The 25,485-nt window shown below is 73.7% G+C and carries 26 protein-coding genes, 3 tRNA genes and 1 pseudogene; 10 read left to right on the top strand and 20 right to left on the bottom strand.

Going from position 1 to position 25,485, the window contains the following annotated elements; all coding sequences use genetic code 11:
* Position 1: 1 nt before the first annotated feature.
* The 4 genes from AB0469_RS07980 to AB0469_RS07995 form a co-directional block, all read right to left on the bottom strand.
* A complete protein-coding gene (locus AB0469_RS07980; RefSeq protein ID WP_042818570.1) occupies positions 2 to 454 on the bottom strand; it encodes a MaoC family dehydratase N-terminal domain-containing protein in 453 nt (150 codons plus the stop codon).
* Positions 455 to 575: 121 nt separating this feature from the next.
* On the bottom strand, positions 576 to 740 hold the full coding sequence (rpmG, locus tag AB0469_RS07985; RefSeq protein WP_007265873.1) for a 50S ribosomal protein L33: 165 nt from the start codon (positions 738 to 740) through the stop codon (positions 576 to 578).
* Positions 741 to 828: 88 nt separating this feature from the next.
* Positions 829 to 904 (bottom strand) — tRNA-Met (locus tag AB0469_RS07990).
* Between the two features lie 48 nt (positions 905 to 952).
* Positions 953 to 1,025: transfer RNA gene (locus AB0469_RS07995), tRNA-Thr, on the bottom strand.
* Between the two features lie 369 nt (positions 1,026 to 1,394).
* Between AB0469_RS07995 and AB0469_RS08000 the strand changes: the two genes are divergently transcribed.
* Positions 1,395 to 2,849, top strand: coding sequence for an amidohydrolase family protein (locus tag AB0469_RS08000; RefSeq protein ID WP_366450462.1), 1,455 nt, complete (start codon positions 1,395 to 1,397; stop codon positions 2,847 to 2,849).
* A 55-nt stretch (positions 2,850 to 2,904) separates the two neighbouring features.
* The gene (locus AB0469_RS08005; RefSeq protein ID WP_366450463.1) at positions 2,905 to 3,561 is read left to right on the top strand and encodes an SDR family oxidoreductase; all 657 of its coding nucleotides are present in this window, start codon (positions 2,905 to 2,907) and stop codon (positions 3,559 to 3,561) included.
* A 205-nt stretch (positions 3,562 to 3,766) separates the two neighbouring features.
* On the opposite strand, the gene AB0469_RS08010 is transcribed toward AB0469_RS08005, so the two are convergent.
* Positions 3,767 to 4,207: a DUF3574 domain-containing protein gene (locus AB0469_RS08010; RefSeq protein WP_366450464.1), complete on the bottom strand. Its 441-nt coding sequence runs from the start codon at positions 4,205 to 4,207 to the stop codon at positions 3,767 to 3,769.
* Between the two features lie 104 nt (positions 4,208 to 4,311).
* Here AB0469_RS08010 and AB0469_RS08015 point away from each other — a divergent pair, with 104 nt between their 5' ends.
* Positions 4,312 to 4,815, top strand: coding sequence for a hypothetical protein (locus tag AB0469_RS08015; protein ID WP_366450465.1), 504 nt, complete (start codon positions 4,312 to 4,314; stop codon positions 4,813 to 4,815).
* A 70-nt stretch (positions 4,816 to 4,885) separates the two neighbouring features.
* On the opposite strand, the gene AB0469_RS08020 is transcribed toward AB0469_RS08015, so the two are convergent.
* Positions 4,886 to 4,967, bottom strand: a tRNA-Tyr gene (locus AB0469_RS08020).
* A 204-nt stretch (positions 4,968 to 5,171) separates the two neighbouring features.
* Here AB0469_RS08020 and AB0469_RS08025 point away from each other — a divergent pair.
* The 3 genes from AB0469_RS08025 to AB0469_RS08035 all read left to right on the top strand — a co-directional run bounded on the left by AB0469_RS08025 (position 5,172) and on the right by AB0469_RS08035 (position 8,572).
* Positions 5,172 to 5,660 (top strand): YajQ family cyclic di-GMP-binding protein, encoded by a 489-nt coding sequence (locus AB0469_RS08025; protein ID WP_042817112.1) that lies wholly within the window; start codon positions 5,172 to 5,174, stop codon positions 5,658 to 5,660.
* Positions 5,661 to 5,889: 229 nt separating this feature from the next.
* Positions 5,890 to 7,317, top strand: a complete 1,428-nt coding sequence (locus tag AB0469_RS08030; RefSeq protein ID WP_366450466.1) for a SulP family inorganic anion transporter — start codon at positions 5,890 to 5,892, stop codon at positions 7,315 to 7,317.
* A 19-nt stretch (positions 7,318 to 7,336) separates the two neighbouring features.
* Positions 7,337 to 8,572 carry an APC family permease gene (locus AB0469_RS08035; RefSeq protein ID WP_366450467.1) on the top strand — a complete coding sequence of 412 codons (1,236 nt, stop codon included), beginning with the start codon at positions 7,337 to 7,339 and terminating at the stop codon, positions 8,570 to 8,572.
* Here AB0469_RS08035 and AB0469_RS08040 read toward each other — a convergent pair.
* From AB0469_RS08040 to AB0469_RS08105, 14 genes are all read right to left on the bottom strand, one after another.
* On the bottom strand, positions 8,556 to 9,071 hold the full coding sequence (locus AB0469_RS08040; RefSeq protein WP_366450468.1) for an SMI1/KNR4 family protein: 516 nt from the start codon (positions 9,069 to 9,071) through the stop codon (positions 8,556 to 8,558). The genes AB0469_RS08035 and AB0469_RS08040 overlap by 17 nt on opposite strands.
* Before the next feature lie 49 nt (positions 9,072 to 9,120).
* Positions 9,121 to 10,212: a hypothetical protein gene (locus AB0469_RS08045; protein WP_366450469.1), complete on the bottom strand. Its 1,092-nt coding sequence runs from the start codon at positions 10,210 to 10,212 to the stop codon at positions 9,121 to 9,123.
* A complete protein-coding gene (locus tag AB0469_RS08050) occupies positions 10,209 to 10,601 on the bottom strand; it encodes a YccF domain-containing protein (RefSeq protein ID WP_366450470.1) in 393 nt (130 codons plus the stop codon). The genes AB0469_RS08045 and AB0469_RS08050 overlap by 4 nt, the downstream gene beginning before the upstream one ends.
* A complete protein-coding gene (htpX, locus tag AB0469_RS08055; protein WP_366450471.1) occupies positions 10,598 to 11,461 on the bottom strand; it encodes a zinc metalloprotease HtpX in 864 nt (287 codons plus the stop codon). The genes AB0469_RS08050 and htpX overlap by 4 nt, the downstream gene beginning before the upstream one ends.
* A gap of 204 nt (positions 11,462 to 11,665) precedes the next feature.
* On the bottom strand, positions 11,666 to 13,207 hold the full coding sequence (locus tag AB0469_RS08060; RefSeq protein ID WP_366450472.1) for an NADH-quinone oxidoreductase subunit N: 1,542 nt from the start codon (positions 13,205 to 13,207) through the stop codon (positions 11,666 to 11,668).
* On the bottom strand, positions 13,204 to 14,781 hold the full coding sequence (locus tag AB0469_RS08065; protein WP_366450473.1) for an NADH-quinone oxidoreductase subunit M: 1,578 nt from the start codon (positions 14,779 to 14,781) through the stop codon (positions 13,204 to 13,206). The genes AB0469_RS08060 and AB0469_RS08065 overlap by 4 nt, the downstream gene beginning before the upstream one ends.
* 14 nt (positions 14,782 to 14,795) lie before the next feature.
* Positions 14,796 to 16,799 carry an NADH-quinone oxidoreductase subunit L gene (locus AB0469_RS08070; protein WP_366450474.1) on the bottom strand — a complete coding sequence of 668 codons (2,004 nt, stop codon included), beginning with the start codon at positions 16,797 to 16,799 and terminating at the stop codon, positions 14,796 to 14,798.
* Positions 16,796 to 17,155, bottom strand: coding sequence for an NADH-quinone oxidoreductase subunit NuoK (gene nuoK, locus AB0469_RS08075; protein WP_366450475.1), 360 nt, complete (start codon positions 17,153 to 17,155; stop codon positions 16,796 to 16,798). The genes AB0469_RS08070 and nuoK overlap by 4 nt, the downstream gene beginning before the upstream one ends.
* The gene (locus AB0469_RS08080) at positions 17,155 to 17,817 is read right to left on the bottom strand and encodes an NADH-quinone oxidoreductase subunit J (protein ID WP_366450495.1); all 663 of its coding nucleotides are present in this window, start codon (positions 17,815 to 17,817) and stop codon (positions 17,155 to 17,157) included. Before AB0469_RS08080 ends, nuoK begins: the two co-directional genes overlap by 1 nt.
* Positions 17,814 to 18,413 (bottom strand): NADH-quinone oxidoreductase subunit I, encoded by a 600-nt coding sequence (locus AB0469_RS08085; protein WP_366450476.1) that lies wholly within the window; start codon positions 18,411 to 18,413, stop codon positions 17,814 to 17,816. Before AB0469_RS08085 ends, AB0469_RS08080 begins: the two co-directional genes overlap by 4 nt.
* Positions 18,413 to 19,381 (bottom strand): complex I subunit 1 family protein, encoded by a 969-nt coding sequence (locus tag AB0469_RS08090; protein WP_366450477.1) that lies wholly within the window; start codon positions 19,379 to 19,381, stop codon positions 18,413 to 18,415. Before AB0469_RS08090 ends, AB0469_RS08085 begins: the two co-directional genes overlap by 1 nt.
* Complete coding sequence (locus tag AB0469_RS08095; protein WP_366450478.1) at positions 19,378 to 20,520, bottom strand: NADH-quinone oxidoreductase subunit C; 1,143 nt, start codon at positions 20,518 to 20,520, stop codon at positions 19,378 to 19,380. Before AB0469_RS08095 ends, AB0469_RS08090 begins: the two co-directional genes overlap by 4 nt.
* Entirely contained in the window at positions 20,517 to 21,119 is a 603-nt protein-coding gene (locus AB0469_RS08100; RefSeq protein WP_366450479.1) for an NADH-quinone oxidoreductase subunit B family protein, read from the bottom strand. The genes AB0469_RS08095 and AB0469_RS08100 overlap by 4 nt, the downstream gene beginning before the upstream one ends.
* Positions 21,110 to 21,517 carry an NADH-quinone oxidoreductase subunit A gene (locus AB0469_RS08105; protein ID WP_042820021.1) on the bottom strand — a complete coding sequence of 136 codons (408 nt, stop codon included), beginning with the start codon at positions 21,515 to 21,517 and terminating at the stop codon, positions 21,110 to 21,112. The genes AB0469_RS08100 and AB0469_RS08105 overlap by 10 nt, the downstream gene beginning before the upstream one ends.
* A gap of 156 nt (positions 21,518 to 21,673) precedes the next feature.
* Between AB0469_RS08105 and AB0469_RS08110 the strand changes: the two genes are divergently transcribed.
* From AB0469_RS08110 to AB0469_RS08125, 4 genes and pseudogenes are all read left to right on the top strand, one after another.
* On the top strand, positions 21,674 to 22,834 hold the full coding sequence (locus AB0469_RS08110) for a sensor domain-containing protein (RefSeq protein ID WP_366450480.1): 1,161 nt from the start codon (positions 21,674 to 21,676) through the stop codon (positions 22,832 to 22,834).
* A 110-nt stretch (positions 22,835 to 22,944) separates the two neighbouring features.
* The gene (locus AB0469_RS08115) at positions 22,945 to 24,237 is read left to right on the top strand and encodes a sensor domain-containing protein (RefSeq protein ID WP_366450481.1); all 1,293 of its coding nucleotides are present in this window, start codon (positions 22,945 to 22,947) and stop codon (positions 24,235 to 24,237) included.
* Between the two features lie 135 nt (positions 24,238 to 24,372).
* Positions 24,373 to 25,032, top strand: coding sequence for a response regulator transcription factor (locus tag AB0469_RS08120; RefSeq protein WP_366450496.1), 660 nt, complete (start codon positions 24,373 to 24,375; stop codon positions 25,030 to 25,032).
* A gap of 214 nt (positions 25,033 to 25,246) precedes the next feature.
* Positions 25,247 to 25,485 (top strand): annotated as a pseudogene (locus AB0469_RS08125) (2-oxoglutarate ferredoxin oxidoreductase subunit alpha); the annotation flags it as partial.

Here is a 25,485-nt window from a genome sequence, read left to right on the forward strand (position 1 = left end):
CTCAGGCCTCCTCGGGGGCGCGGGACACGAGCTTGGTCCACGCGGTCACCACGTGCTCACCGGACTCGTCGTGGACTTCGCCGCGGATGTCGATGATGTCGTTGCCGGCGAGCGACTTCACGGCCTCGATGGTGGAGGTGACGGTCAGCCGGTCGCCCGCGCGCACGGGGCGGACGTAGGCGAACTTCTGGTCGCCGTGCACGACGCGGCTGTAGTCCAGGCCCAGCTGCGGGTCCTCGACGACCTGGCCCGCCGCCGCGAAGGTGATGGCGAACACGAAGGTCGGCGGGGCGATCACGTCCTGGTGGCCGAGCGCCTTGGCGGCCTCGGGGTCGGTGTAGACGGGATTCGCGTCGCCCACCGCGACCGCGAATTCGCGGATCTTCTCCCGGCCGACCTCGTACGGCTCGGTGGGCGGGTAGGTCCGCCCCACGAAGGTCTGGTCGAGTGCCATGGCTCACTACCTCCTGTTGAAGGGACTCCGGATCAAGGAAAGGGTGCGGAAACGACACGAGGCCGCCCCCCTGGAAGGGGACGACCTCGTGACGGTGCCTATGCGGAGACTTCGCCAGTGATTAGCGGGTCTCGCGGTGCGCGGTGTGCGAGTTGCAGCGCGGGCAGTGCTTCTTCATCTCCATGCGGTCCGGGTTGTTACGCCGGTTCTTCTTGGTGATGTAGTTCCGCTCCTTGCACTCCACGCAGGCCAGCGTGATCTTCGGGCGGACGTCGGTGGCAGCCACGTGAGTGCTCCTTGACGGACTATGGGACGGATGAACGCATAAAAGAGTAGCCGATCGGGAGACCGACCCCGCAATCGGCTACTGGGTGTGGTAGCGGCGACCGGACTTGAACCGGTGACACAGCGATTATGAGCCGCTTGCTCTACCGACTGAGCTACGCCGCTTTGATGAGATCCGTTCCCCGCCCGAGGGCGGGGAACCTCTCTCACCAGAGCCCCAATGCGGAATCGAACCGCAGACCTTCTCCTTACCATGGAGACGCTCTACCGACTGAGCTATTGGGGCGAGCGAGGAAGACATTACACGGTTGCGCGCCGATCGCCCAAATCCTTTGGGGGGACTGGCCTCGGAAGGCCTCCGCAGATCTTTCCCGAACCGCCGCGGGCCTCCCCCGGGGCACTTTCGGGCCCTTTTGTGGCCGGGGTCACAGAGGCACCTCCCACTCCCCCGGCCCCGGGGGTCCCGCCCGCCCCTTCGGGACGCACGCGGGCGTGCCCGGACGCTCCGGGGCGCGCGGGCACCACACCGGTACGACTATTGCGCTCTTCCCCGAACCGGGGAGCCCCGCGCCCTAGGCTCTGAGCACGCTGCGTGATCTTGGGCCGCGGGCTGCGGCCACGGCACAGGAACCGCCCGAGCCACCGCAGGAGCGCGATGTCCGACAGCCAGCCGCAGCAGCCGTCCCCCTCCCCGCGCAACCCGGCGGGCGGTCCGTCCGGCGGCTCCGCCGGCGGGCCCGGCGGAGGGCCCGGCGGGGGCCCCGGCGGCGGCCCGCCCAAGGGCTCCGCGGGAGGCCCGCCCCGGGGTGCCGGGGGTCCGGGCCGGGCCTCCGCGGGCGGCCCGGGACGCGGTCCGGCCGACGGCCCCGGGCGCACCCCGGGCCGCGCTCCCGCCGGCGGCGCGGCCCCCGAGGCCACGGGGCTCCTGCTCACCGGGGCGCGGCTCACCGACGGCCGCACCGTCGACGTCCGGCTCAGCGGGGGCCGCATCCAGGCCGTCGGCACGGCGGGCAGCCTCCCGGCGCCCTCCCTGGCCCGGGTCGACCTGCGCGGCTACCTGCTCCTGCCAGCCCCGGCCGAGCCCCACGCCCACGGGGACACCGCCCTGACCGCCGACGGCGAGGGGCCCGTCTCGTACGCCCGCGACGAGGTGCAGCGCCGGGCCACCGAGGCGGCGCTGCTCCAGCTCGGGCACGGCGCCACGGCCGTGCGCTCCCACGTCCGGATCGGCGACGTGCACGGGCTGGGCCCGATGGAGGCCTCCCTCCAGGCCCGCCGCTCCCTGCGGGGGCTCACCGACCTGACCACGGTGGCCGTGCCCCGGCTGCTGACCGGCGTCGCCGGGGCCGACGGGCTCGCGATGCTGCGCGACGCCGTCAAGATGGGCGCCTCGGTGATCGGCGGCTGTCCGGACCTGGACCCCGATCCGACGGGCTTCGTCGAGGCGGTCCTGGAGCTGGCCGCCGAGCACGGCTGCCCCGTGGACCTGCACACGGACGGTGACGACCCCGGCCGCCTCGCCCGGCTCGCGGCGATGGCCGGGGGGCTGCGGCCCGGGGTGACCATCGGCCCCTGCGGCGGCCTGTCCCGGCTGCCGCTGGAGGCCGCCTCCCGCGCCGCCGACCGGCTCGCGGCGGCCGGCGTACGGGTCACCTGCCTGCCCCAGGGCGACTGTGCCGCGCTGGAGCGACGGGGGCTGCGCACCGCCCCGGTGCGCCTCCTGCGGGCCGCCGGGGTCCGGGTCGCGGCGGGGAGCGGGGCGCTGCGGGACGCGGGCAACCCGGTCGGGCGGGGCGACCCCCTCGAAGCCGCGTTCCTGCTGGCCTCCCAGGGCGGGCTGCGCGCCGCCGAGGCGTACGCGGCGGTCAGCGCCGCCGCCCGCGAGGCGATGGCCCTGCCGGAGGTGCGGGTGGAGGCCGGTTTCCCGGCTGAGCTGCTCGCCGTGCGCGGGGAGCGGATCGCCGGGGTGCTGTCGCTGGCCTACAGCCGGATCGTGATCCACCGGGGCCGGGTGGTAGCCCGGACGAGTGCCGTGCGGGAGTACTGCGACTCGGCGGTCGCGGTGGCCCTGGACCTGCCCCGGCAGGGCCGGGCGGAGCCCGGCCCCTGAGGGATTCCCCTGCCGTTCGCGGGCGGGGGCGCCCGGGTCGTCGTACGGTCGGGACATGCGCATCGTCATCGCGGGTGGACACGGTCGGATCGCGCTGCGGCTGGAGCGCCTGCTCGCCGCGCGCGGGTACGAGGTCGCCGGGATCGTCCGGGATCCCGGGCAGGGCGCCGACCTGCGCGCGGTCGACGCCGAACCGGTGCTGTGCGACCTGGAGTCGGCCACGGTCGAGCACGTGGCGGGGATCCTCCAGGGCGCGGACGTGGCGGTGTTCGCCGCCGGGGCCGGTCCCGGCAGTGGTCCCGAGCGCAAGCGGACCGTGGACCGGGGCGCGGCGCTGCTGTTCGCCGATGCCGCCGAACGGGCCCGGGTGCGCCGCTTCCTGATGGTCTCGACGATGGGGTCGGACGCGCGGCACGAGGGGGACGAGGTCTTCGACGAGTACCTGCGGGCGAAGGGCGAGGCCGACGACCACCTGCGCACCCGGCTCGGTCTGGAGTGGACGATCGTGCGCCCGGGGGTGCTGACCGACGACCCGGGTACGGGGCTGGTCCGGCTGGAGGCGCGTACCGGGCCGGGCAGCGTGACGCGTGACGACGTGGCGACGGTGCTGGCGGAGCTGGTCGAGACCCCGGCCACGGCCGGCCTGACGCTGGAGCTCCTGTCGGGCTCTACACCGGTCTCGGTCGCCGTGAAGGACGTGGCCGGCAACTGAGCGACCCGGCGGGGGGCGGGGCGAGGCCGGCTGCCGGGGCGGGGCGCCGCCGGTGACCGGCGACGGGGCCGGGGGCCGGAGCCCCGCCGGTGACCGGGGGCGGGGCCGGGGGACGGAGCCCCGCCGGTGACCGGGGGCGGGGCCGGGGGACGCCGCGGTCCGAGAGGGTGGGCCGACGGGCCGTCAGCCCCCGTGCGGGCGGGGGTCAGAAGCCGGCCTCGACCTCGCCGTCGGAGCGTCCCACCGCGTCCTGCCGGAACTCCTTCTCGTAGGCCCGCCGGATCCGCTCGACGCGGACGCCGCGCTCCTGCGCCTCCTTCTCGGGGTAGAACAGCACGACGTCGTACGCGGCCTCGCGGAGGATCGTGCCGTCCTCGCCTCGCCGCTGGGCGTACCCCTCCCGGAGGGTGAGGCCCTCGGGGAAGTCCGGGGTGACCTCGCGGTCCAGGAAGCGCATGAACTCCCCCTTCGCGACGGGCGGGCGGCCATCGGGCCGCTGGGTGCCGAAGGACAGCCTCGTCTCCCGGTACGGCTCCCCCGCGTGGCTGTGCAGCGCCGCCCCGACCAGGGCCGGGAGGCCGGCGCCGAGCAGGGCGAGCAGGACGCCGCCCCCGGCCTTTCCGCGTGTGTCCGAAGTCCATTTCACGCCCCGTGAACGACCGGCCGCCCGGTTCGGTGCGCGGCGGGGGCCGATAGGGTCACCCGGAATCCGGCCGCAGGGGGCGGCCGTACGGGGGACCGGGGCGCGGGATGGGCGACGGGAACTGGCGGGTCGACGCGGCGGAGGGCGGCCGGCTCGCGGCCCGGTGGTGGAAGTGGGCGCTGTCGGCCCCGGAGGACGAGAGCCCGGTGGCGGACGCGACCGGCGCGTACGCCGGGCGGAGGCAGCCCGGAGACCTGTGGTTCCTGGCGGGCACCCACGGCGGACGGGTGGTACGCCGCTGCGCCGTCCCGACGGGCCGTCCGCTGTTCTTCCCGGTGCTGAACACCAGGCGCCCGGCGGTCCCGTTCCTGACGAAGCCGTGGCGGCTGGAGACGACGCGGGCCTCGGCGGCCCTGAACAGCTCGCCGCTGCCCCTGCGCGAGTTCGCCTCGAAGCCCTTTCCCGTGCGGGGGGTACCGCAGGTCGCCTGGGGGCTGTGGTGCGCCCTGGAGCCGCTCCCGCCGGGCCAGTTCGTCCTGGAGATCGAGGCGGCGGCCGCGAACGGCTTCTGGGTCGACACGACCTACCACCTGACGGTGACCGCCCCCTAGCCCCGTCCGGAACATGCGAAGAAACCCCCGCCCACTGCGTTTCCGCAGATGAACGGGGGTTCCACTCGCGTGGCGGCGCCAGGATTCGAACCTGGGTAGGCTAAGCCGACGGATTTACAGTCCGCTCCCATTGGCCACTCGGGCACACCGCCATGGGATGTTGCCCGGATTCCTCCGCCTTTCGGCGTCGTTCCCTGGCAACGACGTAAACGATACCTGATGCGCAGGGGTGCTTCGCCACCGGATTGATCAGCCGTTCACCCGGGTGCGGTGGCTAGGCTTTGCGGAGCGGTCCGGGGATGTCCGGCCGCGGCCCCCCGGGGCCCACCACAGCCGATTTCAAGGAGCCACAGCACATGGCCGACTCCAGTTTCGACATCGTCTCGAAGGTCGAGCGGCAGGAGGTCGACAACGCCCTCAACCAGGCCGCCAAGGAACTGTCGCAGCGCTACGACTTCAAGGGCACCGGCGCCTCGATCTCCTGGTCCGGCGACAAGATCCTGATGGAGGCGAACTCCGAGGACCGCGTCAAGGCCGTCCTCGACGTCTTCGAGACCAAGCTGGTCAAGCGCGGGATCTCGCTGAAGGCGCTGGACGCCGGCGAGCCGCAGCTGTCCGGCAAGGAGTACAAGATCTTCGCGTCCATCGAGGAGGGCATCTCCCAGGAGAACGCCAAGAAGGTCGCCAAGATGATCCGCGACGAGGGCCCCAAGGGCGTCAAGGCCCAGGTCCAGGGCGAGGAGCTGCGCGTCAGCTCCAAGAGCCGTGACGACCTCCAGGCCGTCCAGGCCCTGCTCAAGGGCAAGGACCTGGACTTCGCCATCCAGTTCGTGAACTACCGCTGACCTGCGCGTACGTCGCCGATCGGACCCCGTGGGGCACAACGGGGGCGGATCGCCGGGGCCTTCCCGGCGGGCGCCCGCGTTGTGCCCTCCGCCGTTTCGGCGCCCGTGGCGTGTGCCCGGCGTGAGCGGCGCACGCTCCCGCCCGGCCCCCCGGTGGCCACTGGGCGCGGCCGGGCGCGCCCCACAGGCTGGGTGACGTCCGTCACCGCGTTCACGAGGGGGTTCCCGCATGCCTGGGGCCGGCACATTCCGAGCGGACCTCGGGGCGTCCGTCGTCGTCGCGCTGGTGGCGCTCCCCCTCTGCGTGGGGGTCGCCGTCGCCTCCGGGGTGCCCGCCGAGCTGGGGATCGTCACCGGGGTGGTGGGCGGACTGGTCACCGGCTGGTTCCGGGGCAGCGCGCTCCAGGTCAGCGGGCCCGCCGCCGGGCTGACCGTCCTGGTCTACGAGGCCGTGGACGCCTACGGCCTGCCGGCGCTGGGGGTCATGGTGCTGGCCGCCGGCCTGGTACAGCTGGGCCTGGGTGCGCTGCGGCTCGGGCGGTGGTTCCGGGCGATCTCCCTGGCCGTGGTGCACGGGATGCTGGCCGGGATCGGCCTCGTGCTGATCGCCGGGCAGCTCTACGCCCTCGGCGGGGTGAAGGCCCCCGGGGAGACCCTCGCCAAGCTGGGCGGGGTGCACGAGCTCGGGACACGGGCCGACTGGGCCGCCGTGGCGCTCGGGGCGGGGACCATCGCGGTCCTGGTGCTGTGGCGGCGGGTGCCGGCGCGGCTGCGCGTCGTGCCGGGGGCGCTGGTCGGGGTCGCGGCCGCCACTGCCGCGGCCGCGCTGCTGCGGCTGCCCGTGGAGACCGTCCGGGTGACGGGGGTGCTGGAGTCCGTGGCGCCGCCGGGCTGGTCGGACTTCGGCGCGCTGGCCTCCGTGGGGGCCGCCGGGACCGTGGTCGCGCTCGCGCTGATCGCCTCCGCCGAGACCCTGTTCAGCGCGGCCGCCGTCGACCGGATGCACGAGGGGCCGCGCACCGACTACGACCGGGAGCTGGTCGCCCAGGGGGTCGGCAACGCGGTGTGCGGGCTGCTCGGCTCCCTGCCGATGACCGCGGTCATCGTGCGCAGCTCCGCGAACGTGGAGGCCGGGGCCCGTACGCGGGCGTCGCGGATCCTGCACGGCGGCTGGCTGCTGCTGTTCGCCGTGGCGCTGCCGCAGGTGCTGGAGGTGGTGCCGCTCGCGGCGCTGGCCGGGGTGCTGCTGCACGCGGGATGGAAGCTGCTGCCGGCGCGGGCGGTGGCCGCGCTGTGGCGGACCCACCGGGGCGAGGCGGTGGTGCTGGTGGTGACGGCCGTCTCGATCCTGGCGACCAGTCTCTTCGAGGGGGTGCTGGTCGGGCTGGGCCTCGCCGTGGCCAAGGCCGCCTGGGAGACCTCCCACGTCCACGTCGAGGAGGTCTGGGAGGGCGAGGAGCTGTGCGTGCGGATCGTGGGGAACGCCAGCTTCCTGCGGCTGCCCAAGCTGCTGGACTCCCTTGAGGCGCTGCCGCACGGGCCGTCGGTGCGGCTCGACCTCAGCGGGCTTCGACACCTGGACCACGCCTGTCTGACCGCGCTGGAGAGCTGGGAGCTCAGGCGGACGCCGCTCCCCGGCCGGGAGGGCGTCATCTAGCCGGGCTACCCTCCCGCCCGTGGACAACGAGCTGAAGCGCACCCTGGGTGTCTCCGACGCCGTCGTGGTCGGGCTCGGCGCGATGGTCGGCGCCGGCATCTTCGCCGCCCTCGCCCCGGCGGCCCGCGCGGCGGGCGGCGCGCTCCTGGCCGCCCTGGCCCTGGCCGCGTTCGTGGCCTATTGCAACGCGCACTCCTCGGCGCGGCTCGCCGCCCGCTACCCGGCCTCCGGTGGCACCTACGTGTACGGGCGCGAGCGGCTCGGCCCCTTCTGGGGGTACCTGGCCGGCTGGGGTTTCGTGGTCGGCAAGACGGCTTCCTGCGCGGCGATGGCGCTGACCGTCGGGGCGTACGTGTGGCCGGGGCGGGAGCACGCCGTGGCCGTGGCGGCGGTGGTGGCGCTGACCGCCGCGGGCTACGGCGGGGTGCAGAAGTCGGCCCGGATCGCCCGGCTGATCGTGGCGGCGGTCCTGGCGGTGCTGGCCGGGGTGGTCGTGGCGTGTCTGACGTCCCCCGCGGCCGCCGCGGGCCGCCTCGGCGGCGGGGACTGGGGCGTCGCCGGGCTGTTGCAGGGCGCCGGCCTGCTGTTCTTCGCCTTCGCCGGCTATGCCCGGATCACCACCCTGGGCGAGGAGGTGCGCGATCCGCGGCGCACGATCCCGCGCGCGGTGCCGCTGGCGCTGGGGATCGCCCTGCTGGTGTACGCCGCCGTGGCGGTGGCGGCCCTGTCGGTGCTCGGTGCCGACGGGCTGGCGGGGTCGTCGGCACCGCTGGCCGACGCGGTGCGCGCGGCCGGGCGGCCCGGACTGGTCCCGGTGGTCCGGGTGGGCGCGGCGCTGGCCGCGGTGGGCTCCCTGCTGGCCCTCGTGCTCGGGGTGTCGCGGACCGCTCTGGCGATGGCCCGGGACGGCCATCTGCCGCGCGCGCTGGCGGCGGTGCATCCCCGGCACCGGGTGCCGCACCGTGCGGAGCTGGCCGTGGGTGCGGTGGTGGCGGTGCTCGCGGCCACCGCCGATCTGCGGGGCGCGATCGGTTTCTCCTCCTTCGGAGTGCTGGCCTACTACGCGATCGCGAACGCCTCCGCGTGGACTCTCGGTTCAGGTGTCAAGGGGCGGGCCGTGGCAGCGGCGGGGCTGTCCGGCTGCGTGCTGCTGGCCTGCGCCCTGCCCGCCGCCTCGGCGGTGTCGGGCGCGGCGGTCCTGGCGCTGGGCGCACTGGCCTACGGGGTGCGGGGCCGGTTCAGGTCCGGGAGCTGAACTCCGCCCAGGGGCGCAGCTCCATCTCGTCCTCGTCCCACTCCTCGCGGAACCAGCCGGCGCCGTCGAGCCAGTCGCGCAGCCAGCGCGCCAGGCTCGGGGAGTGGTGGTACCAGGCCAGGCCGGGATCGCCCGGATTCGGCTCGAAGAGCAGGACCGGGGCGGTCTCGGAGCGGCAGTCCACGCACGCGGACATGCCGCAGCCGAGGTCGGCTATGGGCAGGACACCCTCGGGCCAGCCCCGGTCCGACGCGCGCCCCGCCTCGTACGCCGCCATGGCCTCACGCAGCGGCAGCAGTCCGTACTCGGGTCCGAATCCGCCGTCGCCGACGCCTGTGTACAGCGCGGCGAGCAGGGGCGGGAGGGCAAAGCCCAGGACGCGCTCGGCCCGGTCGGCCTCTCCCTCCGCCAGGGGCGTGGGAAGGGGCCTTCCGTGCTCGCGCAGGGAGTCTCGTACGCGGTCGGTCACTTGCTCCAGCAACTGCTCGGTCTCGTCCATGTGTTCATGGTGACGCAGCGCACTGACAGCCGCCGGGCCTGTGGACAACTCAGGCCAGGACGACCTCGATGCGCTTCTCCCGCAGGAAGGCGAGCAGCTCGGGGAAGGACGGCGGGCCGAAGGTCAGGGGCTGTACGCCCAGGCAGCGGCGGGCCGTCTCGTGCTCGTGCCAGACGAGGGTGAACGGCCAGGTCGCCCCGAATCCCCCGCCCAGGGCGTCCGAGACGCCGTTGAGGCAGCGGCCGAAGTACCCGCCGGGGCCGTTGACGGCCTCCCCGAGGGCGCAGAGGAAGCCCTCGTAGTCGGTGACGTGCCGGCCGTCGAGGTGGTAGGTGCCGCCGGCCGGACGGTCCGGGCCCGGCCGGTGGTGCACCGCCGGGTCCAGCCAGCGGGCCCGGCCCGCGGGGCCGAACGGCGCCCACAGGTTGGGGACGGCCGGACGGCCTCCGCGCCACAGCGGCCAGATCGCCGCGGCGACCGACGGCTGGGGGTCCATGTGCACGGTCAGGTCGTAGAGGCCGGGGCCGCGCGGGGACGGCTCCCAGTCGACGACGTCCGGGTTCCCCGCCTGGGTGAGGACCTCCCCGGCGTCGTCCAGCGCGTCGAGGTGCCGGTAGGCGAGGTACCGCTTCCTGCGGCCCTCCACCACGTCCCGCAGCGGGCCGTGCAGGGAGCACCCGAGGAGGCGCACGGGGTGCGGACCGGGCTCCTCCACGGGAAGCACCTCGGCGAGGTCCCGGAAGTGGCCCAGGAGCCGGTCGTCGACGTCCGAGAGGCTGAAGCCCACCGACAGGGCGACCCTCTGCGGGTAGGCCGGCTGCTGCGCGGAGCGCACGGCCTCGATGGTCACGTCCAGCCGCGACAGGTCACGGGCGCACGGGCGGGTGGTGAGGACGCGGGCGTCCTCCAGGTACCACTCCCACAGCGGGGCGCCGTTCTTGTCGAGGGGCTTGAGGTTCAGGAAGCCCAGGGCCGACGGCGGCTCCCCCTCGAAGGCGCAGCCCAGCAGTTCGTAGTGGCGCCGGGTGGGCTCCGGCGGGTCGGCGAAGAGGTTCTCCGCCTCCTCGCACAGGGCCCACAGCTGCTCCTCCTCGTGGTCCTCGTCCTCGCCCCACAGGGCGAAGCGCGTGCCGGCCGTCACCGGGAGGCGAAGGGGGCGTCCGTGGGGACGATTTCACGGCCCAGCGGGAACAGGGAGAGGGGGACCATCTTGAAGTTGGCGATGCCGAAGGGGATGCCGATGATCGTGACGCAGAGGGCGATTCCGGTGGCGATGTGGCCGAGGGCCAGCCACCAGCCGGCGAGGAGCAGCCACAGGACGTTGCCGATGCAGGAGGGCGCGCCCGCGTCGTGCCGCTCGACGGTGGTGTAGCCGAAGGGCCAGAGGGCGTAGAGGGCGATGCGGAAGGCCGCGATGCCGAAGGGGATGCCGATGATGGTGACGCAGAGGATCAGGCCGGCCACGCAGTAGCCGAGGAACAGCCAGATCCCGCTGAGCACGAGCCAAATGACGTTCAGGATGGTTTTCACTGGCTGCGTCCTGCCATCTGTTCGAGCCGGGCGATGCGCTCGGCCATCGGGGGGTGCGTGGAGAACAGCTTGGAGATTCCCTGGCCCGGACGGAAGGGGTTGGCGATCATCATGTGGCTCGCCGTCTCCAGGCGGGGCTCGGGGGGCAGCGGAAGCTGCTTGGTGCCGGCGTCGAGCTTGCGCAGGGCTCCGGCCAGGGCGAGCGGGTCGCCGGTGAGCTGGGCTCCGGAGGCGTCCGCCTCGTACTCGCGCGAGCGGCTGATGGCGAGCTGGATCACGGAGGCGGCCAGCGGGCCGAGGATCATGATCAGCAGCATGCCGATGAGTCCGGGGCCCTCGTCGTCGTCGGAGCGGCCGACCGGGATCAGCCAGGCGAAGTTCACCAGGAACATGATCACGGAGGCGAGGGCTCCGGCCACCGACGAGATGAGGATGTCGCGGTTGTAGACGTGGCTCAGCTCGTGCCCGATGACCCCGCGCAGCTCGCGCTCGTCGAGGATGCGCAGGATGCCCTCGGTGCAGCAGACGGCGGCGTTGCGCGGATTGCGGCCGGTGGCGAAGGCGTTGGGGGCCTCGGTCGGCGAGATGTAGAGCCGGGGCATGGGCTGGCGCGCGGACGTGGAGAGCTCGCGGACCATGCGGTAGAGCTCGGGGGCCTCGAACTCGCTGACGGGCCGCGCGCGCATCGCGCGCAGAGCCAGCTTGTCGCTGTTCCAGTACGCGTAGGCGTTCGTCGCCAGGGCCACGAGTACGGCGATGATCAGGCCGCCCCGGCCGAAGAAGCTGCCGATGAGGATGATGAGTGCGGACATCCCGCCGAGGAGTACGGCGGTCTTCAGCCCGTTGTGCCGGCGGTGCACGGTTCGCCCTCCAAGTGGTGCGTCAGGGGAGCCCCGTCGTGGATCTGAGGGTCTTCGGTCCAGTGGACCCTCCCTTCGTGGTCAACGCGAGGTGGGGGCGTCTGGTTCCCGGGCGCGGCGGGGCCCCGCCGCGCCCGGGCGGCACGGGCCGGGGGCGGCGGCGGGGGTTGCTCCGTACGGGTGAGGGCGTGCGGGGCGGGCGGGTTACAGCGGGAAGAGGGAGCCGGCGGCGAAGCGCAGGACCAGCTGGGGGGCGCCCGAGAGGACCAGGGCCGTCACGGCGGTGAGGGCGATGGCGGCCGCGACGGGCCAGGGGGCCTTGGCCCGGGCGGGCGTCCCGCCCGGCTCCCCCGCGGCCTCCGGGGCGCGGAAGAGGAGGGAGGTCCAGCGGAGGTAGTAGTACAGGGCGATGACGACGTTGACGGCCATGAGGACGGCGAGCCAGCCGAGGCCGGCGTCGACGGCGGACTGGAAGACGGTGACCTTCGCGAAGAGGCCGATGACGCCCGGCGGCAGTCCGGCCAGGCAGAGCAGGAAGAACGCCAGCGACAGGGCGGCGGCGGGGCGCTCGGCGTACAGGCCGCGGTAGTCGCTGATGCGGTGCAGCGGCTTGGTCCGGGCGACCAGCGCGGCGACGGCGAAGGCGCCGAGGTTCACGGCGGCGTACATGAGCGCGTAGGCGACGGTGGAGCCGATCTGGTCGCGGTCGGAGTACGCGGCCGCGGCGATCGGGACCAGCAGGTAGCCGGCCTGGCCGACGGAGGACCAGGCGAGCAGCCGTACGGCGCTGTGCGGGCGGTCCGGGGACTGGCGCAGGGCGGCGGTGTTGCCGAGGGTCATGGTGAGCGCGGCGAGCACGGCCAGGGCGGGGCCCCAGACGTCGGAGTACGCGGGGAAGGCGATCACCGTGACGAGGATCAGGCCGGTGAAGCCGACGGCCTTGCCGATCACCGAGAGGTAGCCGGCGACGGGCAGCGGGGCGCCCACGTAGGTGTCGGGGACCCAGAAGTGGAAGGGGACGGCGGCGGTCTTGAAGGCGAAGCCGACGAGGGTGAGGGCGACGCCCGCCATGGCGAGGACGTCGAGCTGTCCGGGGACGTCCTCCAGCCGGTCGGCGACCCGCACCAGGTGCAGGGTGCCGGTGGCGGCGTAGACGAGGCTGACGCCCATCAGGGAGACGGCGGTGGCGGTGACCGAGGACAGGAAGAACTTGAGGGCGGCCTCGGAGGACATCCGGTCGCCGCGGCGCATGCCGACGAGGGCGAAGGCGGGCAGCGAGGCGACCTCGAGGGCGACGATCAGGGTGGCGAGGTCGCGGGAGGCGGGCAGCAGGGCCGCTCCGGCGGCGGAGGAGAGCAGCAGGAACCAGTACTCGCCGGCCGGGATGCGGCCCTCGCGGACGGCGGTGACCGACAGCAGGGCGGTGACCAGGGCTCCGGCCAGCACCAGGAACTGGATGACGAGCGCGAAGTGGTCGGCGGTGTAGCTGCACGCGCCGGGGTCGCCGGTGAGGCAGAAGGTGGCGCGGTCGCCCGCGCGCAGCGGCAGCAGGGCGGCGGTCGCGGCGGCCAGGCCGGCGACCGAGACCCAGCCGAGGACCGGCTTGCGGGCCTCGGGCAGGAAGAGGTCGGCGACCAGGACGGCCAGGGCGACGGCGGCGGGCAGGACCACGGGCGCGATCGCGAGCCAGTCGACGGACTGGACCAGGCTGGGGGTGTCGGCGGCCAGGGCCGTCAGGGCCGTCATGCGTTGCCTCCTGCGAGGAGCTTCTGGACGGCCGGGTCGGTCAGGCCGAGGAGGGTGGCGGGCCACAGGCCGGCGAGGACGGTGAGGGCGACCAGCGGGGTCCAGGCGGCGAGCTCGTAGTGCCGGACGTCCGCGAGGGTCAGCTCGGGACCGGCCTTGGGGTCGCCCATGCAGACGCGCCGCACGACGATCAGCAGGTAGGCGGCGGTGAGCAGGGTGCCGAGCGCGCCGAGTGCCATGTAGGTGAGGAAGGCCGGGCGGGACAGGCCCGCGGCCGGGTCGAAGGCGCCGAACAGGGCCAGCATCTCGCCCCAGAAGCCGGCCAGGCCGGGCAGGCCGAGGGAGGCGACTGCGGCGAAGGCCAGGAGCGCGCCGAGGCGGGGGGCGCGGCCGTAGAGGGCGGCGCCGGTGGCTCCGGCGAGGGTGTCGAGGTCGCTGCTGCCGTAGCGGTCCTTGAGGGCGCCGACCAGGAAGAAGAGGAGGCCGGTGATCAGGCCGTGGGCGATGTTCGCGAACAGCGCGCCGTTGACGCCCGTGGGGGTCATGGTCGCGATGCCCAGGAGCACGAAGCCCATGTGGCCGACGGAGGAGTACGCGATGAGGCGCTTCAGGTCGCCCTTGGCTCCCTTGCGGGTCAGCGCGAGGCAGGCGAGGGATCCGTAGATGATGCCGACCGCGGCGAAGGCGCCGAGGTAGGGGGCGAAGGTCTGCATGCCCTCGGGGGTGGCGGGGAGCAGGATGCGGACGAACCCGTACGTGCCCATCTTCAGCAGGACGCCCGCGAGGAGCACGGAGCCGACGGTGGGGGCGGCGGTGTGGGCGTCGGGCAGCCAGCTGTGCAGGGGCCACATCGGGGTCTTGACGGCGAGGCCGAGGCCGATGGCCAGGACGGCCAGGATCTGGGTGGTGTGCCCCAGTCCGCGGCCGTTGTCAGAGGCGAGTGCCACCATGTCGAAGGTGCCGCTGTCCAGTCCGATCAGCAGCAGTCCGAGGAGCATGACCACGGAGCCGAGGAGGGTGTAGAGGATGAACTTCCAGGCGGCGGGGCGCCGCTGAGCACCGCCCCAGCGGGCGATGAGGAAGTACATCGGGATGAGGACCGTCTCGAACGCGAGGAAGAACAGCATCAGGTCGAGGACGGCGAAGGTCGCGAGGGTGCCGCATTCGAGGAGGAGCAGCAGGGCCACGAAGGCCTTCGGGGAGGGGCCCTCGGGGAGCTTGAAGTAGCTGTACACCGCGCAGAGGAAGAACAGCAGCGCGGTCATCAGGAGGAGGGGGAGCGAGATGCCGTCGACGCCGAGGTGGATCCGGATGTTCAGCGCCGGGATCCAGCTGATGTCCGTCGTCGCCTGGAAGCGGGACGGGGTGTCGTGGTCGAAGCCCAGGGTGAGGGCGACGGCCGCGGCGAGGACGACACCGGTGAGGGTGACGCCGTGGCGGAGCACGGCCTGTTCGGGGCTCCTGCCCTTGAGCCCGGGCGGGGCCGGGAGGAGGGCGGCGACGGCCCCGAGGAGCGGTGCGGCCACGATGAACGCCAGAAGGAACTGCATCACGGACGGGCTGATATCGATCACGGCTGACTCTCGGCTCACGATCCGGCGTTGACGTTGGCGAGGACGGCGGTGGCGATCGCCAGGACCACGGCGCCGGCGAGCAGGGCGCTCAGGTAGCTCTGCACGTTGCCGGTCTGGGCCCGGCGGACGAGTGCGCCGAGCAGCCGGGGTCCGGCGCCCGCGCCGCGGACGTACGTGTCGACGACCTCGCGGTCGAGGAAGCGCACCAGGCTCGCGCCCGCGCGGACGGGGCGGACGAAGAGCCGGTCGTAGACGGCGTCGAGGTGGAAGCCGTCGGCGGCGTGCCGGTGCAGCGGGCCGAGGAGGGCCCGGCCGGGGTCGGCCGCGGGGGCGGTCGGCACGGCGGGGTGCTCGTGGGTCACCTCGGCGACCTCGGGGGTCTCGGCGGCGGATGCGGCGGCGGCGACGGACGCCGGGACGGCGTCTCCGTTGCGGATGCCGGCGGCGGCCCGGGCGGTGGCGCGCTGCCACAGGGCGTAGGTGAGCACCACGCCGACGAGCGAGGCGCCGGTGCCGAGGACCGAGGTGGTCACGGTCGGGGTGAGCGCCTTGCCGTCGAACCAGTCGGCGAGGGGGACGGCGGCGAGGCCGAAGGCGATCGAGGGGACGGACAGCAGCCACAGCACGCCGGTCATGGCGAGGGGCTCCCGGCCGTGGTCGGGGGCGGCGGCGCCCCGGCCGCGGAAGGCCATCAGCCACAGGCGGGTGGCGTAGGCGGCGGTGAGCAGGGCGGTCAGCACGCCGGCGACGAGCACCACCCAGCCGGCCGTGCTGGGCGCGACGTCGGAGTGTCCGCCGGCGGCGTGCTCGGCGGCGACGAGGACGGCTTCCTTGGAGAAGAAGCCGGCGAAGGGCGGGACGGCGGCGAGCGCGAGCAGCGCGATCGTCATGGTCCAGAAGGCGTCGGGGATCCGCCGGGCCAGGCCGTCCATGCGGGACATGGCGGCGAGGGAGTTCGTGCCGGCGGCGTGGATGATCACGCCGGCGCCGAGGAAGAGCAGCGCCTTGAAGGCGCCGTGGGACATGAGGTGGAAGACGGCGGCGCCGCGGTCGCCGACGGCCAGGGCGCCGGTCATGTAGCCGAGCTGGCCGACCGTGGAGTAGGCGAGGACGCGCTTGATGTCGTCCTGGGCCAGGGCGGCGAGGCCGGATCCGACCATCGTGATCCCGGCCATGAGGGCCATGACCACCAGGGTGGCCTGCGAGGCGGTGAAGACCGGGAGGAGGCGGGCGATGAAGTAGACGCCGGCGGCGACCATCGTCGCGGCGTGGATCAGCGCGGAGACCGGGGTGGGGCCGGCCATGGCGTCGGGGAGCCAGGTGTGCAGCGGGAACTGCGCGGACTTGCCGGCGACGCCGGCGAGCAGGAGCAGCCCGATGAGCGTCGGGTGGTCGAGCCCGCCCGAGGCGACGGTGCCGAGGACCTTGGTGATCTGGAAGGAGCCGGCGTCGGTGGCGAGCGCGAACAGTCCGATCAGGAAGGGGACGTCGCCGAGCTTGGTGACGAGGAAGGCCTTGAGGGAGGCGGAGCGGGCCGCCTCGGTCTCCCAGTAGTGGCCGACCAGGAAGTACGAGCAGATGCCCATGACCTCCCAGCCGACCAGCAGCACCATCAGGTCGCCGGAGTAGACGACGAGCAGCATGGCGGAGGTGAAGAGGGAGACCAGAGCGGCGTACGACGGATAGCGCGGGTCCTCGCGGAGGTACGCCGTCGAGTAGACCTGGACGCAGGTGGCGACCACGCCGACCACGACGGCGACCAGGGCGGCGAAGCCGTCGATGTGGAACGAGAGCTCGATCGGCACCGAGCCGGTCGGGGTCAGCTCGGTCGCCGCGTTGATCGCCGCGCCGCCGCCCTGCCGGACGGCGACGAGGACGGCCAGGGCGGCGGCGGCCAGCGTCGGCAGGACGGCCAGCGGCTTGACGAAGCCGGGCGCCGTCCGGCCGAGGAGGAGTCCTGCCGCCGCTCCCAGGAAGGGGAGGAGGGGGACGAGGACCGCGAGGGTCGTGGTGCTCACGCGGCGACCTCCGGCCGGGCAGTGATGTCGTCGGGCCGGGCGGGCTCGTGGCCCTCGGCGGTGTCGCGCAGCTTGTCCACGTCCGAGGTGCCCCGGTTGCGGTACACCATCAGCACGATCGCGAGGCCGATGCCGATCTCGGCGGCGGCGATGGCGATGGTGAAGAGGGTGAGGGCCTGGCCGGCGTGCAGGGTGTCGCGCAGCCAGACGTCGAAGGCCACCAGGTTGAGGTTGACGGCGTTGAGCATCAGCTCGACGGACATCAGGACCAGGATGGCGTTGCGGCGGGCGAGCACGCCGTAGAGGCCGATGGCGAAGAGGAGGGCCGCGAGGACGGCGGGGTAGGCGAGGTGCATCAGCGCTGCCCCTTCTCGGCGCCCGTGCGGGCGGCGGCGTCGGCCGCGTCGGCGGCCTCCTCGGCGGGGGTGCTTCGGCGCGAGAGCACGATGGCGCCGATCAGGGCCGCGAGGAGGAGGACGGAGAGCGCCTCGAAGGGCAGCACCCAGTGCTGGAAGAGGATCTCGCCGGAGACCTTGGTGGAGCCCTGGGCGGGACCGTCGAGGTCGATCCAGGTGGTGCGGAACGCGTCGGCCACCACCCAGACGAGCGTGGCGCCGGCGGCGCCGGCGACGCCGAGGGCGACCCACCGGTTGCCGGAGTCGGCGTCCGGGGAGCGGCCGATGGGCGCCTTGGTGAGCATCAGTCCGAAGAGGAGGAGGACGACCACGGAGCCGAGGTAGATCAGGACCTGGACCCAGGCGATGAACTCGGCGGTCAGCAGCAGGTACTCGACGGCGATCCCGCCGAGCGCGACGACCAGCCAGAGGGCGGCGTGCACGAGCTGCTTGGTGGTGACCGTGACGAGGGCCGCGCCGAGGGTGGCGAGGCCGACGAGGAGGAAGGCGATCTCGACGCCGGTCGGCGAGAGGAAGCCGGGGCCGGGCGCGGGGGCGGGGCCGCCGGGCACGGCCGCCGTGACGGCGCCCGCGGCTGCGGCGAGGTGGGCGGCGTACATCAGGCGGTGCCTCCCGCCGGGGTGTCGGGGGTGCCGTCCGCGGGCGGGTTCGCCCCGGACCCGGCGGCGGCCGCGGCGGCGGCCTCCGCCTTCTCGGCGGCCTTGCGGGCGGCGGCGATCTCCTTGGGCTCCTCGGCGCCGGGGTCCAGCGCGGGCGGGGCCGGGACCGTCCACATCCACTCGCGCAGCTTGTCGCGCTCGTGGGTGAGGTCGTGGATGTCGGTCTCCGCGTACTCGAACTCCGGCGACCAGAAGAGGGCGTCGAAGGGGCACACCTCGATGCAGATGCCGCAGTACATGCAGAGGGAGAAGTCGATGGCGAAGCGGTCGAGGACGTTGCGGCTGCGCTCGCGGCCGCCGGGGGTGGCGGCGGGCACCGTCTCCTTGTGGGAGTCGATGTAGATGCACCAGTCGGGGCACTCGCGGGCGCACAGCATGCAGACCGTGCAGTTCTCCTCGAACAGGCCGATGACCCCGCGGCTGCGGGGCGGGAGCTCGGGCTGCACCTCGGGGTACTGGGCGGTGTGCGCGCGCTTGGTCATCGTGCGCAGGGTGACGGCCAGGCCCTTGGCGAGGCCGGATCCGGGGATCGGGGGCATTACTGGATCGCCACCTTCACGATGCCGGTGAGCGCGATCTGGGCGAGCGCGAGGGGGATGAGTACGGTCCAGGCGAGCTTCTGGAGCTGGTCCTCGCGCAGGCGCGGGTAGCTCACGCGGAGCCAGATGACCACGAAGGCGAGGACGGCGGTCTTCAGCAGGGTCCAGACCCAGCCGAGGCCGTCGCCGCCGAAGGGGCCGTGCCAGCCGCCGAGGAAGAGGACGGTGGTCAGGGCGCACAGGACGACGATGCCGGCGTACTCGGCGAGCAGGAACAGCGCGAAGCGCAGGCCGGTGTACTCGGTGTACGCGCCGAAGATGATCTCGGAGTCGGCGACGGGCATGTCGAAGGGGGGCCGCTGGAGCTCGGCGAGCCCGGCGGTGAAGAAGACGAGCGCGCCGATGATCTGCCAGGGCAGCCACCACCACTCGAAGGCGCCCACGATGCCGGGCAGCGACACCGTCCCGGCGGCCATCGCCACGGAGGCGGCGGCCAGCAGCATCGGCAGCTCGTAGGCGAGCAGCTGGGCGGCGGTGCGCAGGCCTCCGAGGAGGGAGAACTTGTTGGCGGAGGCCCAGCCGCCCATCAGGCTGCCGAGCACGCCGACGCCCATGACGGCGAGGGCGTAGAAGAGGCCGGCGTCGATGACCTGGCCGACGGCGCTCTCGCTCGGGCCGATGGGGATGGCGATGAGGACGAGGAGGTAGGGCAGCAGCGCGACGGCGGGGGCGAGCTGGAAGATCCGCCGGTCGGCGTTGGCCGGGACGATGTCCTCCTTCTGCGCGAACTTCACGCCGTCGGCGACGAGCTGGGCCCAGCCGTGGAAGCCGCCGGCGTACATGGGGCCGAGGCGGCCCTGCATGTGCGCCATCACCTTGTGCTCGGTCTGCCCGATGACGAGCGGGAGCACGAGGAAGACGGCGAAGACGACGATCAGTCGCAGGGCGACGTCGAGGACGTCGTTCACGCGTCGCCTCCGGTGGTGTCGTGGTCGGGATCGGGGTCGGGCCCGGCTTCGGGCTTCGGGCCGGGCTCGGGGGCCGGCTCGTCGAAGGCGGGCTTCGGGTTGTGCCAGGGCGCGTCCGCGCTGCGCGGGGCGGGGCGCCGGGGAGCCTCCGGCTCCGGCGCGGGTCCCTGACTGGCGGACCCGTCCGCAGCCGAGCGGGTGCGGCGCGCCGGGCTCGGGGCCTCCACGGCCGGTCCACCCGGTGCGGGCGCCTCGGCGTCCGGCTCCGGGGCCGCCTGGCTCGCCGAACCGTCCGCAGCCGAGCGGGTGCGGCGCGCCGGGCGCGGGGCTTCCGTGTCCGGTGCCGGCTCCGGGGCGGTCTGGCTCGCCGAGCCGTCGGCTACCGAGCGGGTGCGGCGGGGCGGACGGGTGGTGTCGGGGGCCGGCTCCACGGCGGCGGCGTCCGGGGTCGCGCCCTCCGCTCCGGGGCGGACGCGGCGGGCCGGCGCCCCCTCACGGGGGGCGCGGGCCGCCGCGCCGGCGGCGCGGGGGGTGCGGGCCGGGCGGGCCGGGGCGGGCGGGAGCTGGCCCTTCAGGGGGCCCCACTCGTTCGGGTCCGGTACCCCGGGCGGGAGCATCTGGCGGCGCTTGGGCGCGTTCGGGTCGTGCGCCTCGCCCGGCTCCTTGGCGCCGGGCCAGGCCTTGGCGACGCGCGCCGCCAGGACGAAGTCCTTGCGCAGCGGGTGTCCCTCGAAGTCCTCGGGGAGCAGGAGGTGGACAAGGTGCGGGTGGTCGGTGAAGACCACGCCGAACATCTCGTACGTCTCGCGCTCGTGCCAGGCCGCCCCCGCGTAGACGGCGACCGCCGAGGGGAGGCTCGGGGCGCCGTGCGAGACGGTCGTGCGCAGCAGGAGGCGGCGCACGCGCCCGCCCTCCAGGGCGACGACGTGCGCGCAGACCCGGAAGCCGGTGCCCGGCTCGTCGACCGCGCTCAGCCAGTCGAAGTAGGTGCAGCCCAGCTTGTCGCGGGCGATCTCCAGCGAGGGGATCCAGGAGCCGGCCGGGACGTCCACGGTGAGGACGTCGTACGCGACGGAGGCCACGGCCTCGGCGCCGAAGACGGTCGCCGCCGCGTCGGGGAGGGAGTCGTAGAGGTTCACGTGCCGGCCCCCGGGGCGGGCGGGGGCGTCACCAGGCCGCTGGTGAGCTGCGCGACGGACGGCCGGTCGCCGTACCGCTCGGCCAGCGATTCCCGGGCGATCTTCTCCTGGAGCTTGAGGATGCCCTGGAGCAGGGCCTCGGGGCGCGGCGGGCAGCCGGGCACGTAGACGTCGACGGGGATGATCTGGTCGACGCCCTTCGTGACCGAGTACGAGTCCCAGTACGGGCCGCCGCAGTTGGAGCAGGCACCGAAGGAGATGACGTACTTCGGCTCGGGCATCTGCTCGTAGAGCCGCTTGACGGCCGGGGCCATCTTGTCCGTCACCGTGCCCGAGACGATCATCAGGTCGGCCTGGCGCGGGCCGGGCGCGAAGGGGATGACACCCAGGCGGATGAAGTCGTGACGCGCCATGGACGCGGCGATGAACTCGATCGCGCAGCAGGCGAGGCCGAAGTTGAAGACCCACAGGCTGTAGCGGCGGCCCCAGTTCAGGACCACCTTCATCGGCTCGGGGGCCAGGCGGGAGAGGACCCCCAGCCTCCTGGGTTCCGGAAGCGGAACGGGCTCCGGGGTCACGGCAGCCGGTGTCACGTCCATTCGAGGACGCCCTTCTTGTACGCGTAGAGCAGGCCCACGGCCAGGAATCCCAGGAAGACGAACATCTCCACCAGGGTCGTTGCGCCGTAGCCGGCGGCGGCGAAGACCGTCGCCCACGGAAAGAGGAAGATCGAGTCGACCGCGAAGATGACGTAGAGGAACGCGTAGACGTAGTAGCGGACCTGGGTGTGCGCCCAGCCCTCCCCCACGGGGTCCACGCCGCACTCGTACGTCAGCAGCTTCTCGGGGGTGGGGACCACGGGCCGCAGCAGGCGGCCGGCGCCGAAGGCCACGGCGACGAAGAGCACGCCGAGGACGGCGAGCAGGCCGACGACCGAATAGCTCTGGAAGTAGTCCGCGGCGGTCACGGTCCCGGTCGATACCGTTGGTTCGGGCACGTCCGTTCCTCGCTCCTCGGCCACTGTCGACGTTCTCGGTGATCTGGTACGGACGGGAGTCTAGGCCCTGGTCCGCACGGGGTGGGGTTACCCCCCGTTTACTCGCGCCTGGCCACCCCATGGCATTGCCGGGGCGGAATTGACAGGCTGGGCCGCATGACCGCGAACGATCATGCTTCCTCCCCTCCTCCCGTCCGGCCCGTTTTCGCCGCGGCCACGTGGAAGGAGATCGCCTATCTGGTCACCAATCTGCCGGTGGCGCTGATCGGGTTTGTTTACACGGTTGTCATGCTTGCGACCGCCGGCGGGCTGGCCGTGACGGTGGTCGGGCTGCCGCTGCTGCTGGCCGGGCTGTACCTGTCCCGGCAGCTCGGAGTGCTGGAGCGGATACGGGCCCGGGCCCTGCTGGGTCTGCGGGTCGACGAGCCGAGCCCGCTGCCGGGGCCTGGCCGCTCCGGCGGGTTCTTCCCCTGGCTGTGGTCGGGGATCAAGGACCCGGTGGCGTGGCGGACCGTGCTGTTCGAGCTGGTCCGGCTGCCCTGGGGGGTGCTGACCTTCAGTATCGCCCTGCTGGGCCTGTTCGTGCTGTGGCCGGTGCTGCCGTACGTCGTGCGTCTGATGGCGAACCTGGACCGGGCGATGGTGCGGGGCCTGCTGTCACCCTCGGACGAACTGGAGCGGCGGATCGCCGAGCTGGAGTCGGGGCGCGGGGTGGTCGTGGACACGGCGGCCGCCGACCTGCGGCGCATCGAGCGGGACCTGCACGACGGGGCCCAGGCGCGGCTGGTGGCGCTGGCGATGGGGCTGGGCCTGGCGAAGGAGAAGCTGCTGGAGGACCCCGAGGGCGCGGCGGCCATGGTCGACGAGGCGCACGGGGAGGTCAAGCTCGCGCTCCAGGAGCTGCGGGACCTGGCGCGGGGGATCCATCCGGCGGTGCTGACGGACCGGGGGCTGGACGCGGCGCTGTCGTCGGTGGCGGCGCGGTGCCTGGTGCCGGTGAAGGTGTCGGTGCGGCTGGAGGAGCGGCCGGCGGAGGCGATCGAGGGCATCGCGTACTTCGTGGTGTCGGAGCTGCTGCAGAACGTCAGCAAGCACGCGGGGGCGCGGGGCGCGGGCGTCGAGGTGTGGCGGGAGGAGACCCGCCTGCTGATCCGGGTGTGGGACGACGGGCGGGGCGGAGCCCGCACGTCCGGGGGGAGCGGGCTGGCGGGGCTCGCGGAGCGGGTGCGGGCGGTCGACGGGGGGTTCGTGGTGGAGTCCCCCGCGGGCGAGGGGACGGTGGTGGTGGCGGAGCTGCCGTGGCGCGGGCGCGGCTGAGGGGGTGGGGTTAACCCCCCGGGCGGGACGCCGACCCGCCGGATGGTTCCGGGGCGGGGGGCCGACGGAGGGTGGAGGGGTCGGCGAACGGGATGGAAGGGGTCCGGGACATGGCGGAGCGCAGGGGTGGGATGCGGGCGGCGCTGCTGGCGCCCGTGGCCGGGCGGACCTGGCGGGAGTTGCTGTACCTGGTGGTCGGGCTGCCGTTGAGCACGGTGTACTTCGGGCTCGCGATCGCCGGGGTGTCCGCCGGGGCCGGCCTGCTCGTGACCTTCGTCGGGGTGCCGGTCCTGGCCGGGGTGCTCGCCATGTGCCGCGGGTTCGGGATCGTGGAGCGGGCCCGGGTGCGCGGGCTGCTGCGGGTGCCGGTCGGCGCGCCGGCGCCGGTGCGGGCGGGCAGGGCCGGGGTGCCGGCCGCGATGGGGGCGCTGCTGAAGAGCGGCAGCGCCTGGCGGCACGTGCTGTACTCGCTGGTCCACTTCCCCTGGGCGCTGTTCTCCGCCTGCCTCGCCCTCGTCCTGTGGGGCTACGGGTGGGGCATGCTCCTGTACCCGCTGTGGTTCTGGGTCTTCCCGGCCTTCACCGACCAGCCCGGACTGCAGCTGTTCCAGAACGACGGCTACACCTTCTACCTGGATTCGCCCCTGGCCGTCGCCGTCGCCGCTCTGGCCGGGCTGTGCCTCACGCTGGCCGCCCCCTGGGTCATCCGGGCCCTGGTGACCGTCGACCGGGTCCTGGTCACCGGGCTGCTCGGCCGGTCGCGGCTCGACGAGCGGGTCAGCGAGCTGGAGTCCGACCGCGGGGTGGTCGTCGACACCGCGGCGGCCGACCTGCGTCGGATCGAGCGGGAGCTGCACGACGGGGCCCAGGCGCGGCTGGCGGCGCTGGCCATGGACCTGGGGCTGGCGAAGGAGCGGCTGGCCGAGGACCCGCGGGCCGCCGCCCGCATGGTGGACGAGGCCCACGGGGAGGTGAAGACCGCCCTGCGGGAGCTGCGGCACCTGGCCCGGGGGATCCACCCCGCGGTGCTGACCGACCGGGGGCTGGACGCGGCGCTGTCGGCGGTGGCCTCGCGGTGCGCCGTTCCGGTACGGGTCGACGTGGACCTGCCGTCCCGGCCCGCGGCGGCGATCGAGGGGCTCGCGTACTTCACCGTGTCCGAGCTGCTCCGGGACGTGAGCGGGCACGCCGGGGCGCGGAGCGCCAGCGTGGAGGTGTGGAGGTCCGGGGAGCGGCTGATGATCCGGGTCGCGGGTGACGGCCCGCACCCGGACGGCCCCTCGGCCGGGAGCGGGCCGGCGGGGCTCGCGGAGCGGCTGGACGCGGTGGACGGGGTACTGGTCGTGGACTCGTCACAGGGCCACGGCACGACGGCGACGGCGGAGCTCCCCTGGCGCGCCTGAGGGTGGCCCGCCCTGCACCCCGCCCTTGACCCCGCCCTTGATCCCGGCCGGACCGGAACCGTGGCTTCGGCTGGGATGCTTGGCGTGCCAGACGGGTATGCGAGCGGGCGGGAGCTTCACAACGTGGAAAACAGGGTGCGGGTCGTCATCGCCGAGGATTCAGTGCTGCTCCGTGAGGGCCTGACCCGGCTGCTGACCGACCGGGGGCATGACGTCGTGGCGGGCGTCGGGGACGCGGAGGCCCTGGTCAAGACGGTGGCGGACCTGGCGGCCGAGGGAGCGCTGCCGGACGTGGTGGTGGCCGACGTGCGGATGCCGCCGACGCACACCGACGAGGGCGTGCGGGCCGCCGTACGGCTGCGCCGCGATCACCCGGGGATCGGGGTGCTCGTGCTGTCGCAGTACGTGGAGGAGCAGTACGCCACCGAACTGCTGGCCGGTTCCAGCACGGGGGTGGGGTACCTGCTGAAGGACCGGGTCGCCGACGTGCGCGAGTTCCTCGACGCCGTCGTCCGGGTGGCGCAGGGCGGTACGGCCCTGGATCCCGAGGTCGTGGCGCAGCTGCTGGGCCGCAGCCGCAAGCAGGACGTCCTGGCCGGTCTGACCCCGCGCGAGCGCGAGGTGCTCGGACTGATGGCGGAGGGACGGACGAATTCCGCTGTAGCCAAGCAGCTCGTGGTGAGTGACGGGGCCGTGGAGAAGCACGTCAGCAATATCTTCATGAAGCTGGGCCTGTCTCCGAGTGACGGGGATCACCGGCGCGTGCTGGCGGTTCTGACCTACCTGAGGTCCTGATCGACTGACAGTCTGTCAGTTAAGGCACGCGACGGCGACGCCACCGTGCGACGGCCGGGTGATTTGGAATATTTCGAGTAGAGCACGACGTCTGTCGGACAGACCGCCCCGAAAGGGGCGGTCCAGAATGCGGGCGGCCCAGGGACGGATCACGTCACGGACGTAGGGTTGGCCTTGGGAGTGAACGCCCACGCCTCGAAGGAGGTCCAGTTCAGTGACCAGCCAGGTCAGTAGCCCGGCCGAGCAGGCCGACGGGGCCGGCGGGGCCATCGGTGAGCAGCGCGGCGCGCCTCGGACCGATGGAGCCGGCAAGGAGATCCGCCGTGTCGACCGGGTGATCATCCGCTTCGCGGGTGACTCGGGTGACGGTATGCAGCTGACGGGTGACCGTTTCACCTCGGAGACGGCGTCCTTCGGCAACGACCTCTCGACACTGCCGAACTTCCCGGCCGA

Source organism: Streptomyces sp. NPDC093801 (genome assembly GCF_040701585.1).
In the GTDB taxonomy this organism is placed as follows: Bacteria; Actinomycetota; Actinomycetes; order Streptomycetales; family Streptomycetaceae; genus Streptomyces.